Source organism: Sediminicola arcticus, from assembly GCF_040566695.1.
In the GTDB taxonomy this organism is placed as follows: domain Bacteria; phylum Bacteroidota; class Bacteroidia; order Flavobacteriales; family Flavobacteriaceae; genus Sediminicola; species Sediminicola arcticus.
In genome coordinates this window covers 333415-350464 of the sequence record NZ_JBEXAE010000003.1, presented here as the reverse complement: position 1 = coordinate 350464, position 17050 = coordinate 333415, and the positions used below count along the sequence as shown (strand labels likewise).

At 37.8% G+C, this 17050-nt stretch carries 12 protein-coding genes; 2 read left to right on the top strand and 10 right to left on the bottom strand.

Features of this window, described 5'->3' with window-relative positions; genetic code table 11:
- Positions 1–20 precede the first annotated feature (20 nt).
- The 3 genes from ABXZ36_RS08270 to ABXZ36_RS08260 all read right to left on the bottom strand — a co-directional run bounded on the left by ABXZ36_RS08270 (position 21) and on the right by ABXZ36_RS08260 (position 4874).
- The gene (locus ABXZ36_RS08270; RefSeq protein ID WP_354615039.1) at positions 21–1904 is read right to left on the bottom strand and encodes a CocE/NonD family hydrolase; all 1884 of its coding nucleotides are present in this window, start codon (positions 1902–1904) and stop codon (positions 21–23) included.
- An 87-nt stretch (positions 1905–1991) separates the two neighbouring features.
- Positions 1992–3188, bottom strand: coding sequence for an acyl-CoA dehydrogenase family protein (locus ABXZ36_RS08265; RefSeq protein ID WP_354615038.1), 1197 nt, complete (start codon positions 3186–3188; stop codon positions 1992–1994).
- A 135-nt stretch (positions 3189–3323) separates the two neighbouring features.
- Positions 3324–4874, bottom strand: a complete 1551-nt coding sequence (locus ABXZ36_RS08260) for an SDR family NAD(P)-dependent oxidoreductase (RefSeq protein ID WP_354615037.1) — start codon at positions 4872–4874, stop codon at positions 3324–3326.
- A 1107-nt stretch (positions 4875–5981) separates the two neighbouring features.
- On the opposite strand from ABXZ36_RS08260, the gene ABXZ36_RS08255 reads away from it, so the two are divergent.
- Positions 5982–7430: a hypothetical protein gene (locus ABXZ36_RS08255; RefSeq protein ID WP_354615036.1), complete on the top strand. Its 1449-nt coding sequence runs from the start codon at positions 5982–5984 to the stop codon at positions 7428–7430.
- Between the two features lie 145 nt (positions 7431–7575).
- Positions 7576–9879, top strand: a complete 2304-nt coding sequence (locus tag ABXZ36_RS08250) for a type IA DNA topoisomerase (protein WP_354615035.1) — start codon at positions 7576–7578, stop codon at positions 9877–9879.
- Positions 9880–9941: 62 nt separating this feature from the next.
- Here the strand turns inward: ABXZ36_RS08250 and ABXZ36_RS08245 are convergent, their stop codons facing one another.
- The 7 genes from ABXZ36_RS08245 to ABXZ36_RS08215 all read right to left on the bottom strand — a co-directional run bounded on the left by ABXZ36_RS08245 (position 9942) and on the right by ABXZ36_RS08215 (position 17019).
- Positions 9942–11636 carry a DUF2207 domain-containing protein gene (locus ABXZ36_RS08245; RefSeq protein WP_354615034.1) on the bottom strand — a complete coding sequence of 565 codons (1695 nt, stop codon included), beginning with the start codon at positions 11634–11636 and terminating at the stop codon, positions 9942–9944.
- Positions 11636–12196 carry a LemA family protein gene (locus ABXZ36_RS08240; RefSeq protein ID WP_354615033.1) on the bottom strand — a complete coding sequence of 187 codons (561 nt, stop codon included), beginning with the start codon at positions 12194–12196 and terminating at the stop codon, positions 11636–11638. Before ABXZ36_RS08240 ends, ABXZ36_RS08245 begins: the two co-directional genes overlap by 1 nt.
- 163 nt (positions 12197–12359) lie before the next feature.
- The gene (locus ABXZ36_RS08235) at positions 12360–12968 is read right to left on the bottom strand and encodes a serine hydrolase domain-containing protein (protein WP_354615032.1); all 609 of its coding nucleotides are present in this window, start codon (positions 12966–12968) and stop codon (positions 12360–12362) included.
- Between the two features lie 204 nt (positions 12969–13172).
- A complete protein-coding gene (locus ABXZ36_RS08230) occupies positions 13173–13490 on the bottom strand; it encodes a serine hydrolase (RefSeq protein WP_354615031.1) in 318 nt (105 codons plus the stop codon).
- A gap of 77 nt (positions 13491–13567) precedes the next feature.
- The gene (gene lpxD, locus ABXZ36_RS08225) at positions 13568–14560 is read right to left on the bottom strand and encodes a UDP-3-O-(3-hydroxymyristoyl)glucosamine N-acyltransferase (protein ID WP_354615030.1); all 993 of its coding nucleotides are present in this window, start codon (positions 14558–14560) and stop codon (positions 13568–13570) included.
- Positions 14561–14745: 185 nt separating this feature from the next.
- Positions 14746–15600, bottom strand: a complete 855-nt coding sequence (locus tag ABXZ36_RS08220; protein ID WP_354615029.1) for a dienelactone hydrolase family protein — start codon at positions 15598–15600, stop codon at positions 14746–14748.
- Between the two features lie 108 nt (positions 15601–15708).
- The gene (locus tag ABXZ36_RS08215) at positions 15709–17019 is read right to left on the bottom strand and encodes a DEAD/DEAH box helicase (RefSeq protein ID WP_354615028.1); all 1311 of its coding nucleotides are present in this window, start codon (positions 17017–17019) and stop codon (positions 15709–15711) included.
- Positions 17020–17050: the final 31 nt, after the last annotated feature.

The window sequence follows — 17050 nt, the reverse complement described above, 5'->3', positions numbered from 1 at the left end:
TAATTAAAGTATTTTATTAATTATTTTTTATTTATGGGCAGTCTAATTTGTGAAGGATATTTTTCAGAATGATGCACCATATTGTGTGCAACAACACCCTTGGATTCATCATAATTAGTACCTCCAGTATTTAAATTGCGGGCAAACCTTGGAAAATTACTACTAGACACCTCAATACGGATTCTATGACCTTTCTTAAAGTAATTACTGGTAGACATCGGTGTTAGATCTACCTTGTATATCTTTCCTTTCTGCATAAATACTTCCTTATCATAACCTTCCCTGTATCGTACTCTTTGAATGGTCTCATCAAGGTTATAGGCAGTTCCGTCTGGATAAACATCCAATAGTTTAATGGTAAAATCGGTATCCTTGGCATCAGAGGAAACATATAAGGTAGATTCTATAAAGCCGGAGACTTCAACCCCTTCTGTAAGGATATCTGTCGTATATACAAGAATATCGTTTCTAGTTTCCATTTGTTGTTGGTCAAAGGCTCCACCCTGTACTGCATTTCCCGTACAACACACATTGCCTCCGTAGGATTTAACGGGGTTCATAGGGTCATATATAAAGGAATCCGCCTTGTCTTGTTTTGGTTTGTTAGTGGTTAGCTTGCCATCGCCAAATAAACTATTGGCATCTCCATTGCTATTTAGATAGAATGTTTCAAGATTTGTACTAACAGGTGGCCACTCATTTGCCGATTGCCATGTATTACTTCCCATTGTATAGTACTGAACCCTTGGTGTGTTTTCTTTAAAATTATTTTGTTCCCCTTTTAGCCAAAAATCAAACCAGGCATAAATTTGTTGCTCATAATTTAAACGGGCATCTCCAACGCTGCGTTCGCCTACAATTGTATTCTCTGTGGCCCTAGTATAACCACAATGTAAAGTTGGCGCAATGACTAAGTATTGGTTGTCCCTTATTTCTTGGTCTTTGGCATTTTTACGTACATGATTAAAAAGGGCCAAGTTGGGGCTTATAGAAACGTCATACCAAGAGGCGAACCAAAAACTAGGTACTCCAAAATCCATGTTATCATGATAGAGTCCTCCTGTATACCAATCTTCATGGTTAGGGGTTCTGCGCACCATTTTATCGAACACCTCTTTTTTACCATTCATGTTTTTTAATATATCTTGGATAGGAAGGTGTTTTAGTGCTTCGGCCATGTCCACAGTTGGGTTTTCTGGTGCCAAATCATAAAATCTAGAAATGCGAATTAAATCTTCTTGGGTGGCACCAGCAGGAATTCTTGGTTTAAATTTATCGTGCTCTACCCCATAAAGCCATGAAAAAAATAATAGCTGTTCAGCTCCTCCCCTATACCAATTTCCTTGTTCATGATAGTCCCCAATACGTCCTACGCCGGCACCGTATGCCTGAGGAACCATTGCGGCATGTGAAGGGTGGTCCAAGGCCGCAACGGCCATTTGCCATTCTGCAGTAGAGGAACAACCTAAAGTTCCAATTTTCCCGTTGGACCACGGCTGATCCTTCATCCAAGAAAAGGCATCATATCCATCGGTCAATGGCACTCCTAAAATATCCCATTCTCCTTCAGAGAAATAGCGACCACGTTCATTCTGTACCACGTATGCATATCCTCGTTTTACTGCCTCATAAGCATTTTCTGCAGTTCTAGTCTTTTCCTCACCATCTACCCATGAATTGAAATTGTAAGGGGTACGTGAAAAGATAATTGGAACGGATGCAGTAGTTTTAGGTCTATAGATATCGGTTGCTAAACGTATACCATCTCGCATGGGCATCATTACTTTTTGATCTATAATGGCTATTTCACCCAATTTCTCAAAAATGTCATTTTGAGCTTGAAGATTGTAATTAAAAAAACAAAGTAGAATGAAAAATAAAGCAAAAGTGGATCTAGTATTCATGGTCTATTTTTAGTTTAGCAGTTATTGAGCTGTAAGTTATAAAAAATTGATTATGGAAACTACCTATTATTTGGGGTATTGGTTGTGTTACGTTTTCCTTTCATCCTTTATTTGTTGGAATAATTCTCTGAAGAGTCCTCTTGCTATCAGTAACTTCATGATCTCATTGGTACCAGCATAAATTCTTGCCACCCTATTATCGGCATACATTCTGGCAATGGGATAATCCCACATGTATCCATATCCCCCAAATAACTGTAGACATTCATCCACTACGACACTACACATTTCCGTGGCCGAATATTTGGCCATGGAAGCGCTCTCTGCCGTTAATTCATGCGTAGGCACCATTTGTATACAGCGATCTATAAAGGCCTGATGAACTTGAAGTTTAGTAGCACACTCTGCCAATTTAAATTGGGTGTTTTGAAATTCAGCGATAGGTTGGTTAAATGCTGTCCTTGTGGACGTATAATTAATGGTATCCATTAATGCTCCTTCAGCAGTACCAATGGCCGTGATCGCAACTGTTAAACGCTCCCTGGCTAACTCTTGCATCATAATTTTGAAACCTTCACCCTCTCTTCCGAGTAGATTTTCCTTAGGTACCTTTACGTTATCGAAAAATAATTCACAGGTATCTTGGGCTTTCATCCCTATTTTCTTGAAGGGAACTCCTTTTTCAAAACCATCCCACGAACTTTCCATGATCAAGAGGGAAACTCCTTCATCTTCTGTCCCTGTCCGGGTCTTAACGGCTACAACGGCCATATCGGAAAGAAACCCATTGGTGATAAATGTTTTTTGACCATTAACCACATAATGATCTCCTTTATCTTCCGCAGTGGTCCTAATAGCCTTTAGGTCGCTACCACAATTAGGTTCGGTCATGCCAATGGCGGTGATTATTTTTCCACTTGCCATCAAAGGCAGGTATTTCAATTTTTGGGCTTCGGTTCCATGATTTAAAAGATAGGGAGCTATAATGTCTGAATGCAAGGAGAATCCAGGACCGCTAATACCCTTTTTGGCCAATTCCTCAATCAAAAGAGCGCCAAAGCTAAAATCCAATCCGCTCCCACCATATAGGGTAGGCATATCAATGCATAGAAGACCTAAGGAACCGGCACGTTCCCAAATAGTGCGACTAACCATACCATCCTTTTCCCATTGATCGTTTTGTTCCAGTATCTCATTGGAGATAAAATTTTGAATCATATCGCGCATCATATGGTGTTCTTCCGATGCATATATTTTTCGATCCAACAATACATTTGATAACATAGGCCTTGCTGCTTAGGTAGGTGAATACCTAAATGTATCAAAATATTCTATGTGATGGAGATAATGTGAGCTGATTTTAAATCCAAATTCCTTTTCATTTTCTTGAAATTCAAAAAAAGCAATAAGAAAATAGATTTACCAATCTATTGGTCTATAATCCTTTAAAAATTTTCCGCACCAATGTTTTCCAGTATTGATACCATCAAATAAGGGATCTAAAACCCTAGCGGCACCGTCTACAATATCCAATGGGGGTTGAAAATCATCCACCTCTTGTTTCTTTTTTGCTAATTCGGCCGGATCTTCATCTGTTACCCAACCTGTATCCACAGCGTTCATAAAGATACCATCTTTGGCCAAGGTACCCGAGGAGGTATGGGTAAGCATATTTAAGGCGGCTTTTGCCATATTGGTATGTGGGTGACGGTCCTCCTTGAAAAACCGGTGGAACTTGCCCTCCATGGCAGAAACATTGATAATATGCTTCTGTCCCGTTGGATTCTTTTTCATGAGTTCAGAAAGTCGATTACATAGAACAAAGGGTGCAACGGAATTTACCAGTTGTACTTCTAACATTTCCGTAGTCTCAATTTGTCCAAGTCTTAATCTCCAACTATTGGTCTTTCGCAGATCTACTTGTTGAAGATCGGCATCCAACTCCCCTTCTGGGAAAACCTCTTGTGGTACTAACGTATTATCAAAGCTATACGGTATTTGGGAAAGTTTTGCAGATGCCCTAAGGCCTATTCCTGGCTCTGGCCCATGCCAAGTTACAGGCATATTTTGGTTGGAAGAAGCCGAGGTAGTTAATGCTTTTAATTCCTGTAAACAACTTTGATGATCCTGCAGAAGTTCCTGGGCAAAGGGAGGCAGAGAACTAATAGAAAGTCCTTCATTCTGCATAAGGTGTTGGTAAAAACCGGCAGGACGCCTTACCGTTTGTGCGGCATTATTAATAAGGATGTCTAAACGGTCATACTGTTGGTTAATAAAATTACAGAAGATCTCTACACTTGGAATATGTCTCAGATCCAGACCATGTATTTTAAGGCGGTGTCCCCACACCATAAAATCATCTTCTTTAGAATATCGAAGGGCGGCGTCCACAGGGAACCTTGTTGTGGCTATTACAGTTGCCCCACCCCTTAAAAGCATAAGTGTAATATGGTATCCTATTTTTAGTCGCGATCCTGTAATGACAGCTACCTGCCCTCTTACATCTGCTGTTTGAAAGCGTTTTGTATAGTTTAGATCTCCACAATTGGTGCACATCGTGTCATAAAAGTGATGTAATTTAGTAAACTCCGTTTTGCATACATAGCAGTTTCTAGGGGTTTCCAATTCTAGTGCTTCCTTTTTAGAAATATGTGCTATGGGCAACAATTTAGGAGCTATAAAAATAGCAGCTTCCCTGGCATGTCTTATTCCAGTCTCCTTGCGGGATTTCCTGTCTCTGGCCTCCAGCTTTCGTTTGATAGCTTTTTTACCATCTTTCTTACGTCTAGAAAATTCGTCCCTATTGGGCCTAGAGAGCTGGCCCGCTACCTTGATCAATGCTATACGCTGTTCCTTATCAATATCAAAGATGCGATCAGTATCAGAAACCAATAAGTCCATAATAGAAATACATCTGGAAATATCCTCTTTGCTCAAGGTGCTTTGATCGGTTTTTTGGTGTGCTCCCATAAATTAAAAGTTAGTATTGGGTTAAAAAGCCCCAAAAAATATGCAAATGTAATTGTAAATTAACGGAAGTGTCCCCCTTTTTTATCAAACGCCTCTATTAGAACTATAGTAGCTACTAATGCCTTCTGTTCTGCTATTTCCGAAGGTTCCATTATCTAATATTTATAGTACAATATGTTAAATATTGCTAAAAATAGTACTATTTATAACATAGTACTGTAACAAACTTCTTTCTTGTGCGTCTACTTGGTATATAATTATTTTAAACAATTAAAAATGAATATCATGGAAACTACAAACAAGCATTACGTTCAAGTAACAGAAAGAATCTCTAACACCAAGATTTGGAACAGTAAAAGGAGATATCACTAAAAATAGATAATACCCATTCAATCAATATAGCAACACAAAAAACAAACAACATGGAAACTACAAACAAGCATTACGTTCAAGTAACGGAAAGAATCTCTAACACCAAAATTTGGAATAGTAAAAGGAGATATCACTAATACATAGTAAAGAATAATTCAATCAATATAGCAACACAAAAAATAAACAACATGGAAATTATAAGCAAATATCAGTTAAGACCAACAACAGAATCTTCTAGAATGAACATTTGGAACGCCAAAAGGAGATTCAGATAACCGCAAGGCAACTTAAAACTAATATTATGAAACCATTCATCAATCAATCACGGATAGAAGATAAAAAGAGTAGCATATTTGCAAGCTTTAGAAATACTAAGAAAATTAGATGGTCAACTTTTCAGATCAATAGAAATCAAATATTGGGAATTTAAAATAATTCAAGTCTTCCTAACCAAAAAAAGTAGTGTACATATAATCCACTACTTTTTTTATATCCCATTATTTTATTTGTGAAATAATCAATTTCAATAGGCTTCTAAAAACTGCCTAAGTTGAACAGATTTATGTTGTTTTATCAGCCTTGGTGTCAATTTGAACCATCAAACTATGGAAATAAGTAAATACGGGCTATTTTTGGAATAAGTTACTATGGTATAAAAGTAGGTTAGGATTCAACTTACTTCTATTGTAATAAAACTGTATATTGGTCTAACGTGATACAAAGCTTATTCTGGGAATGAAATATTTGTTTCTTCTTTACTGTTTTTGTCTTTTGGGAACTTATTCCCAAGGTCAAAATATGGACCAAGAATGGACACGTTCCATAAATGACCCTATTCAGCTAATGGAGCAGTTCATTGAAAAGAAATCAAAACAATGGAAAGGCGAAACCATGAATTCCATTTTCACTTCCTATGGTGAAGAAGGTTTAAATGATGCCGAGTATATCTTTTTACAGTCACCTGGTCTTGGTACGGATTTCTTTCAAATTGGAACGGCCGATGTGGGTAATTTTATTTCAAAAGATCGCTATTTGGCAGTCTTAAGAGACGCTTTGAGTTCGGAAGAAAAAGCAAGTGTTAAATTGGCGAGAGCAACGATATCGGAAGGTCTTAAAGAATATGAAAGGGCTTTTGAACTAGCTCAAAAAATTATAAAAAAGGATTCAATCAGTTATCAAGATGCCATTGAATTTTTGGATAATAGGTTTGGATATGCTAAACTGGAACATGCCAAAACCATAATGGATAAAAGTACTGCCTCTACCAAATCGGTTGGTAATAGTGGTGACATGAAAAAGGCCCAGGCTAAGATTGAAGAATTGGATCGGACTTATTTTGACAAGATTCCTTTGGTAACGGCCCTCATACAATTAGATGAATTTTATGATATCCTACGGGAGACAGGTACAGGTTTAGCGGTTTATGCTCCCTATAATAATTTTAAAAAAAACTTGGATTATTTGAATCAATTGCGCATAGATGAGCGCAGAAGATGGAAGTCATCGATTAGTGTCACCTACCCTGTCAAAAATTCCGTCTTGACCGTCCAAATTCCAATAGATATAACATGGGAAACAGCAAATATTGATGGTAGTAAATCCATTCGTTTCTTTTTGGTCAAGGATGATATGATGGTGCAAGAGCTTGGTATATTTAAAAATAATGGAAGTGTAAGCGGGATACAATTAGAAAAGAATATAGAACCTGGCGAAAATTTTAAAATTATGGCCATAGAGCTATTCCCTTCTGATAAGTTCAAAATTGCAAAGTTTGTGACGCCTTCCTTTTCTATAAAGAATGAAACCAAGAACAAAGTAGTTGAAACTGCCAAACGTACTGATTTTGACGGGCGGAAGATTACATATGTCCAGGAACTGATAGTTAAAAGCAAGAATATTACCATAGAATTATGGGATAATAAGGAGCAAGATGGGGATATAGTGTCCGTGTATCTCAATGGGGAGTCCATAATTGCAAAATACTCTTTAACGAAGGACAAAAAACAATTTCAAGTAGTATTGAATGTGTCCAAATCCAATGATTTGTTTTTATATGCCCATAATTTAGGGACCATTCCCCCCAATACTGTTTCCATAGAAATTTCTGATGGTACCTCTGCGGAAAAAATTATTTTGAATTCAGATCTTTCAAGTTCAGAAGCGGTACTTATAAAAGTTAAATAACTATTACTAATAGTAACAATTAAGTTGTTTTATTATTTTCAATTTATATTGGCAAAGGATCAGTTTCGATCAGATTTTAAGGCCCACTAATTGGCTTCCCTTTCATGAAAATGTTTACTTTGCAGTTCCCTAAAAATTCCATTAAGTGAAAGTTTGTATTGCAGAAAAACCTAGTGTTGCCCGAGAAATTGCCGCTATTCTTGGTGCAAACACAAAACACGACGGATATTTTGAAGGCAATGGATATGCCGTAACCTTTACATTTGGTCACCTATGCACCCTTTTCGAACCAAATGATTACAAAGCTTATTGGAAAAGTTGGGACCTGAACAACCTTCCCATGCTTCCTGAAAAATTCCAGACCAAGGTGGTGGAAAATTCGGGTATTCAAAAACAGTTTAAGATTGTAAAAAAATTATTTGAGCAGGCAGAGGTGGTTATAAACTGTGGGGATGCGGGTCAAGAAGGAGAACTGATACAGCGTTGGGTCATGCATCAGGCAAATTATAAGGGAGAAGTTAAGCGCTTATGGATTTCATCTTTGACTACAGAAGCTATAAAAGAAGGTTTTAATAATTTAAAACCCTCTCAAAACTATGACAATCTATATTATGCAGGTTTCTCAAGGGCTATTGGGGACTGGCTATTAGGGATGAATGCTACCCGTTTGTATACCTTAAAACATGGTGGTTATAAGCAAATGCTCTCAGTGGGCCGCGTACAAACTCCAACCTTGGCCATGGTGGTCAATCGGTTTAAAGAAATTGAGGATTTCAAGCCCCTACCCTATTGGGAGTTACAAACCTTGTACAAGGATACCCTTTTTAGCTATGAAGAAGGTCGCTTTCTTAAGATGAAGGATGGGGAAATCATGGCACAAAAGGTAAAGGAGAAAGATTTGGAAATTGTCTCTATAAACAAGAAAAAAGGCTTTGAATACGCTCCAAAGCTTTTTGATCTAACAGGGTTACAGGTTTATTGCAATACTAAATTTGGATTTACCGCTGATGAAACCTTAAAGATGGTACAGAAATTATATGAACAGAAAGTAGTTACCTACCCAAGGGTAGACACTACTTTTTTACCTAACGATGTTTATCCCAAAGTGCCAGGGATACTTCAAAAATTGACAAATTATTCAAAACTTACCCAATCCATCCTCGGTAAAAAAATACGCAAGTCTTCGAAGGTTTTTAATGATAATAAGGTTACAGATCATCACGCCATAATTCCAACTGGGGTTCAAATTAAACTTCAATATAACCAGCAGCAAGTTTATGATACCATAGTAAGAAGATTTATTGCCGTTTTTCATGAAGATTGCCAAGTAGCAAATACCACGGTTATTGGACAAGTGGATACCATTAACTTTAAAACAACAGGAAAAGAAATTTTATCCAAAGGGTGGAAAGTAGTGTTCGAAAATGCAGATGTTAAAAGCAAAGAAGCTGGGGTATTGCCAACTTTTGTTAAAGGGGAAAAAGGGCCACATGAACCTTCTTTTTTGGAAAAACAAACCAAACCTTCCAAGCAGTTTACGGAAGCAACCTTATTGAGAGCTATGGAAACGGCAGGAAAACAGGTGGACGATGATGAAATGAGAGAGTTAATGAAAGAAAATGGGATAGGACGGCCATCTACCCGCGCCAACATTATTGAGACCCTATTTCGGCGTAAATACATTAAACGGAATAAAAAACAAGTTCTTCCAACACCTACTGGTATTCAGCTGATCGATACCATACAGAACGACCTTCTCAAATCAGCAGAACTTACTGGTCAGTGGGAAAAGCAACTAAAGGATATAGAAAAGGGCACCTTTAGTGCAGCCACATTTATTGCTAATATGAAAAAAATGGTAGATGAGTTGGTCTATGAAGTTAGAAGTGAGACCACCCGTGCTAATATTTCCCATACCATTGTCACCATACCTGAAAAAGCTGCTGAAAGTGAAATTAAAAAACCGGGAATTACAGCTGAATCCTGCCCCAAATGTAAACACGGTACTTTATTAAAGGGAAAGGCCGCCTACGGATGCAATGCGTATAAGGAAGGGTGCAACTTTGTTTTGCCTTTCACCTTTAAAGGTAAAAAGATATCGGAAAAGCAATGGCTTCGTTTACTTGCTAAAGGCTATACTGTCAACTTGAAAGGTTTTAAAAATGAAGATCCTAATTCAGACAGATCTATAGAAGGCCTAGTGCGATTTAATGAGTTGTTTCAATTGGTACTAGAAACTAAAAAGAAGGAGCAAAAGATAGTGGACACACTTAACTGTCCAAAATGTAAAAATGGCACTGTAGTCAAAGGAAAAACTGCTTACGGTTGCACTGAATATAAAAATGGTTGTGATTTTAGGTTCGGTTTTGGGGATATTAAATCCAAGGCAGCAGATCGGCCTTTAACCAAAGAGCTTGTTGTTTCCATTTTGATGGAAGGCTATTCTTAACCTCACCCAACAACATATAAGGTATTTAACAGTAACTGATTTTTAACCTTATTAAAATAAAATTACCAGCTTCCACCACCACCACCGCCAAAACCACCCCCGGAGGAACCTCCTCCAGAAGAACCACTGCTTTGGGGAGAGCTCACCATAGTAGACTGGGTTACAACCATAGATTTGGAGAAGGATTTTGAAAAACTATGCATCGTATAGGCACTAGAAGAAGTTGTTGAATACCAAGAGGGAGGGGGTATATGAAGCGCATCAAATTTTTTAGCCCATTTATCAAATAAGCCAAAGGCTAGAGCATATGCCATAGTGTTTTCAAAATAGTTGGAATCTTCTTTAAGTAACATTTTTAGTTTGTTCTCTTCTGCAACCTTAATAAATTGACGAAATCCCTTTAATTCAGACAGGACTTGATTTCCTATATCATTTTTCTTAATCATATACCCATTGAGGATCATCAAAATAATACAGGTAAGAACTATGGCTACTGCCGCCAAAGGTCCCCAAACAAATAATGCAATCGTAGTAAGAAATATGGCCATAGCTACCAAGCCAAAATATAATAGGGTCTGTACTTTTTTAGACTCCACCACATAGTACGGAAGTGCTGATTCCTTCAGTTTACTTCTAGCACTGCTCATTGTAGTATAGAAGGTATCTTTAAGACTGCTCACTACTATTTCTGAGGTATCCAATACATCCCCATTCCCAAAAAGGCCATTAAAAATTTCTTTTTCATAGGAAGGTGAATTTTCTGGCAGTAGTCCAATTCTAATTAGTTTGGTATCCTTACCACTAAACCAGCCTTTTTTAGGAATCTCTTCCATTTTTATCAGTCCTTTTGCCCCCCATGAGGGGATCAAGGAAATTAGATCAGAATTGTCATCCCTATCATTGATTAGGAAGCCAACCATGGCCGGATCCATTTGTTTTGGAGGATAGTAGCTTGTGGAAGTAATTACCTTATCATCCTTACCAAATTTTCGCCACAAAGCATAAAAGCCAATAACTAAAAGCCCTACAAGAAATGACCACCCATATTGATTCCAAAATGGCCATAATGGTTTTTCTTCGGCTACAGAATTTGGTGGCAAATTAATCATAACCGTCACACTTTGAACAGCGTGGGACATAAAATTGTCATTACTAGTTCCAGAGAAGCCTGCATTGGAATAATACAGCTTAAAATCTTGAGTGGTAGTAGACGTACCTTTATCACCGGCATACACAAAGCAATTTTCTTGATTTAGCGTAATATTTTCAGGGACATGAATCCGGAAACTTATTTGCTCAAAATCAGCTTGCCAACCATCTGGTTTAATGTTCCAATAAAATCGTATTTGATTTTCTTCAAATAAAAAAGCATTGTGTACCCGATATGCAATTTCGTAATGTTGTGGACCTATAAGAGTGACGTCCTTGTCCCCTATTTTTATATCCATGTTGTCCTGCAGCTTTTGTACAAAATCAAAAGGAACATCAAATTTATAATTAGGGACGTTAACATGGCTGATCCTTATTTTACGATCCTCTTTCTTCCCTTCGAAATTGAGTAGGTCATATTGGGTTTGAATTGTTCTATAGATTCCGTGTTTTGGAATTTCAAAGTTGAGGTCGTAATTTTCCTTCACATCAAAATAACCATCCGTATTAATGGTGATATCTACAGTATAATTGGTGACCATAAAATCTTGGGCTTTCCCGATGGAAAAAACTAATAAGATCATAAAAAGGACAATACACTTTTTCATTAAGAAAAATCTATTTTTACATTTTCCCTAGTTTTCTCCTCAGTTTCGAAGTAATCGAAATGCTGATATTTGGCCATCCCGGCTATCAGTACACCAGGGATGCTTTCCCCATAGGTATTATTTTCCCTCACCGATCCGTTGTAATAACGACGGCTTCTTTCGAGGTTTTCTTCAATTAGGTTCAACTTGTCTTGAAGGTCCAAATAATTTACATTGGCCTTAAGTTCTGGATAGGCTTCCCCTAATGCAAAAATACTGCGCAAGCTTTGCTGTAATTGATTCTCAGCCTTAATTTGAGCATTTATATCTCCTGAAGGAACGGCCATTGCAGCGTTACGGGCAATAATCACGGCCTCTAGTGTAGATTTTTCATGTTTGGCATATCCCTTAACCGTTTCCACTAAATTGGGAATTAGATCGTATCGCCTTTTTAGGGCTACATCTATATTGCTCCAAGCATCTTTTACCAAATTCCTGTTTTTTGCAAATTTATTAAAAACACTTATGAATAAGACGGCAATTAAGACTATGATTCCCAAGAGGATAAGAATGGTGGACATGGCTATTTGTATTACGGTTTATAGCTTCTAATTTACCTAAATTTTTGTGGATTAATTAGAAAACTTTATTTTATATCAACTACCGTTAATGTAACCTAAATGCCAGAGATGTTTAGATTCTTTACTTAAATTGAACCAACAACTATAACTCCGAGAGTATTATTTATTTAGATTCGACTAGTTTTTGCAGCTTTTCTGTTGTACTAGTAATAATTCCGGCACCTTCAGGCTGGTTGGTAAAGTTTACGACAATAGTGTAATTTGGTTTGGGCATATGTATCCAAACCGTTCCCCAAAAACCACGATGCATATAGCCAGAAATACCCACGACCCCTTCTTTACTAAGACCCATTCGGTAATCTTCTGATTCTGCCCCATTAGGCAAGGAGCCTGGATTCTTTAACATAGTGTTTAGCGTTTCAGGATTTTTAAATACCTCCCCATTAAAAAGTGCATCAAAAAAGATAGCCATATCACTAGTCGTAGAAGAAATACCTCCACCCCCATAAAGGTTTATTGAATTATCCAAAAATGTAGCATCATAATCACCAATATAACGGTGCACTGGTGGTAAAAGTCCAGCTGGCGCATCTTCTTCGCCTTCCATCCAAGTAGATTTTAGTCCTAATCTATCATAATCCAATAATTCGCGAAGCGCTAGCGCCAAGGAATGGCCAGTTGCCTTTTCTATAATTTTACTCAATAGGATATATCCAGTATCACTATACCCATATACTTCCCTAGGTTTTCCCAAGGGTTCCCCTTCAACCATGGCAAATTTTAGCTATTGGGTACGCGTCCATTTTTTTGCTGGATTTTTTATTATACTATCTACATAGGCTGAACTACCTTCGGCATAGTCAAAAAGCCCACTTCTATGCTGCAAGCAATGCTCTATGGTGATGGTATTGGGATCATAATCACCGGCTTTAAGTAGCTGTATATGTTCATCTGATAAGTAAAGGGCAATAGAATCTTATAACTTTAATTTTTGTTCTTCTTGTAGCCGCATTATAGCCGTTGCCACAAAAGTTTTAGTGACGCTGGCAATTCTAAAAGGTTGCTCAGCTGACAGTTTATGGGTCTTTTTCTTACTGTCATAACCAGAAGCACCGGTCCAAGTAATATTTAATTTTGGGGCTAAAACCGTCATGGAAACGCCCGATAATTGGTTCCTTTTTTTCTTCACTGCCTTATCCAAAATGGACTGAAAGGCAGCCGTGTTATTTGGTGGAGTTGTATTACATCCCCAAAGGGTTATGAGAATAATAACAATGAGTATCTGATGTTTCATGGTAAACCTTTGGACAGCCCTCAAGGGTAAATTAATTATGTCTAAAAGCTTAGTGCTTATTAAGATTGCGTGTTATCTCAATTCTTGGCCAATTTACGTAAGGCAACCCATTGTTTCAACATTTCTCTAGAATCACATGCAGGATATCCAAGTACGGTCTTACCTGCTGCAACATCGCCCATAACGCCAGAACCGGCACCAACTATAGCCCCTGATTCAATAACAGTATGGTCCTTAATAGAAGCACTACCGCCAATCATCACTCCATCTCCAAGGGTAACTGAACCAGCTAGACCACTGTGACCCGCCATGATACAAAAACGGCCCATCACCGAGTTGTGACCAATTTGAACTAAATTGTCTATTTTACAACCATCACCAATTATAGTAGAGCTAAATTTACCACGATCTACACAAGAGTTAGATCCAATTTCCACAAGGTTTCCTATAACTACATTACCTATTTGAGGAATTTTCACTAATCCCCTTCCATCATCACTAGGGCGATAGCCAAAGCCGTCCGCTCCTATACTTACGTTGGTATGGAAAATACATTGGGCACCTATTATAGTACGCTCGCGTATCACTGTTCCTGACCAAATTACGGTCTGAGGACCAACGGTGGTGTCATCAAATATAGAAACGTTCGGATAAAGGATAACTCCATCTGCCAAAACAACATTTTTACCGACATAACTGTTTGCACCAATTTTTACGCCCTTGCCTAAAGTGGCTGATTCATGGATAACCGCGGTAGGGTGTATTTCTATATCAAATTGTGGAGGACCGGGATCAAACTCCTCCAATAATTTAGCCATAGCCAAATCGGCATTTTTAACCTTGATAAAGGCCCTACCCTCACCAGGCGCTATGCGTATATTTTCATTTACAATGGCAGCAGTGGCTTTTGAGGAATCCCACAAGCGTTCATATTTAATACTACCTATAAAGGTCATTTGGTGGGGTTTTGCATTTTTTAATTGTTCCAACCCATCTATCTTTTGGGTGGTGTTCCCTATCAATTCCCCATTTAAAATGGCATTGATTTCTTGTATGGAATATGATTTCATTAGCGTGGTTTAAGTTCTGTTTTAACTGAATGGTTTAAATATAGGCTTATTTTCATTTCCAAACCAAGCATGCTACAATTTTGATTATTCGTTAGATTCCCAAATGATAAGTGATATACCGGAATTACAATATGATGAATAATCGAGATTATTAGTATTAGATTTCTAAAAGTTGTATTGGCGAATTATTGCTTAAAAGTTTCGGTCAATAAGGATTTTAGTTCTCCCCATGATTTTTCATCAGCTTCTTTTTGGTAGGCCAAGGGAAGATTAAATTTCTTTCCTAAAGAATCTGCTTCCTTACTAGTAAAAGCATGTTTTGCATTGGGGTAGGATATATATTTGTAATTGGCATTAATACTGTTCAAGGCAGCCTTGTAGGCAGTTACAGATTCAGGCGATACAAAAGGATCTGCAGCACCATTACATACCAATACCCTAGCCTTTAATCTTTCATTCGGCATTACTCGAAGTAGTACACCGCTGTGAAAAGCCGCCACGGCATCTAGGCCTTCTCCTAAATCTGCCATTGTTAATACAACACTTCCTCCAAAACAATACCCTATGGCCGCAATTTTATCGGCATGTACATGTGGATCGGCCTTTAAAACGGTCATTGCGGCATCAAACCTTGCTTTGGCAACATCTATATTTTTCATGACCATGCCAGAGAACTTCTTAGCATCTTCAGGGTGTTGTGCCTGTTTTCCTTCACCATACATATCTACGGCAAGAGCCACATAACCCAATTCTGCGAGCATATCTGCTCGTTCACGTGTATAATCATTGTGTCCCCACCATTCGTGGACCACAATTACCCCTGGTCTTTTCCCCTTTTTATTTTCATCATAGGCGATATAGCCCTTCATTTCTGTTTCGCCGGTGGAATAACTTACCTCATTTCCTACTACATTGGCCTGCAAAATTTCTTCCTTCGCTTCCATGGAATCTGAAGCACTTTTTTTAGGTTCCGATTTACAATTTATTAGGGTGATTGTGCCCAATAGGACCAAGACAATTATTTTTAAGTTTTTGAACATGACTTTGAATTTATGAGGTGCATTGTTTAAAAAACTAATTAAAGTAAGGAACAATTTTATAAGGATTTAAGTGATGTCTGACTCCAAATTTTACCTGTGAACAATCTATTATAGCAGTGTTACTCTTACCTTCTTTTTCTTAAGTTTGGTGTTGTTCAATTTCTTGATTAAATCTTCCGCTAGGGTCACAGGAACAGCCACAAATGTGCAGTCATTCTTGAGTTCTATCATTCCTAGTTGATCTTTATTGATATTTCCTTGTTTGAAAAATAATCCAGCAATATCTCCTTTAGAAATTTTATCTTTCCTACCTCCGGAAATAAAAAGGGTTTGCCAATACGGAACTTTTTTAGGAGCCTTTTTAGAGATATCTACTACTGGGGCATTGGTAATAAAATCCGGTAAATGTTCATCTACCCATTTAATTACATAGGCAGTTCCTTTAGAATTTACTCTAGCAGTTCTTCCATTTCTATGGATGAATTCTTCATTCTTGTACGGAAATTCGTAATGGACAATAAACTTCATTTCAGGAATGTCTATTCCCCTTGCGGCCAAATCTGTTGCTACAATCACTTGATTGGTGCCATTTCTGAACTTAATTAGGGAACGCTCCCTATCCTTTTGCTCCATGTCTCCATGAAAACATCCATGACTGATATTGTTTCGCTCTAAAAAAGCACTTAACTTTTCCACGCTCTCCCTTAGGTTACAAAAAATAATTCCTGGCTGGTTCCCGATATGGTTCAGAAGGTCTAAAACTGCCTTTTGTTTGTTTTGAGAGGCTGAAACGACTATTTTGATGGCCAATTTTAAATTCTCTTCTTTTAAATAGTCGAGAATAACAGGCTTGTCTAATCGGACAAAAGAAGGTACTTTGACACCATGTGTTGCAGAGGTAAGGATTCGTCTATTAATACTGGGAAGCGTTCCTATGATGTATTTCATCTCCTCTTCAAAACCAACCTGCAGGGATTTATCAAATTCGTCTAATACTAGGGTTTTAATGTTTTTGGTAGAGAAGCGTTCGTTATCAAAATGATCCGCAATCCTGCCAGGGGTTCCAATAAGTATCGCTGGAGTGTGTTTTAATTCTAATTTATCCTTCGTCATGGCTCTTCCTCCATATACTGCATTCACCTTATATCCAGATCCCATTTCACGAATTACCTGTTCTATTTGAATGGCTAATTCACGAGATGGAACTAAAATCAACGCCTGTATTTCTTCTGTTTCAGGATCTAATTGATTTATTAAAGGCAACAAAAAAGCCAATGTCTTTCCTGTGCCTGTGGGTGAAAGTATTATGGTATTGGGATTAGATTCGATGGTCGCGATTGCCTCTACTTGCATTGGATTCAACTGATGAATGTTCAGTTTTTCCAAAATATCTTGTTGCTCTTTTATAGTATTTGCCATGATGTGTTTTTAGTAATGTGAGAAACCTATT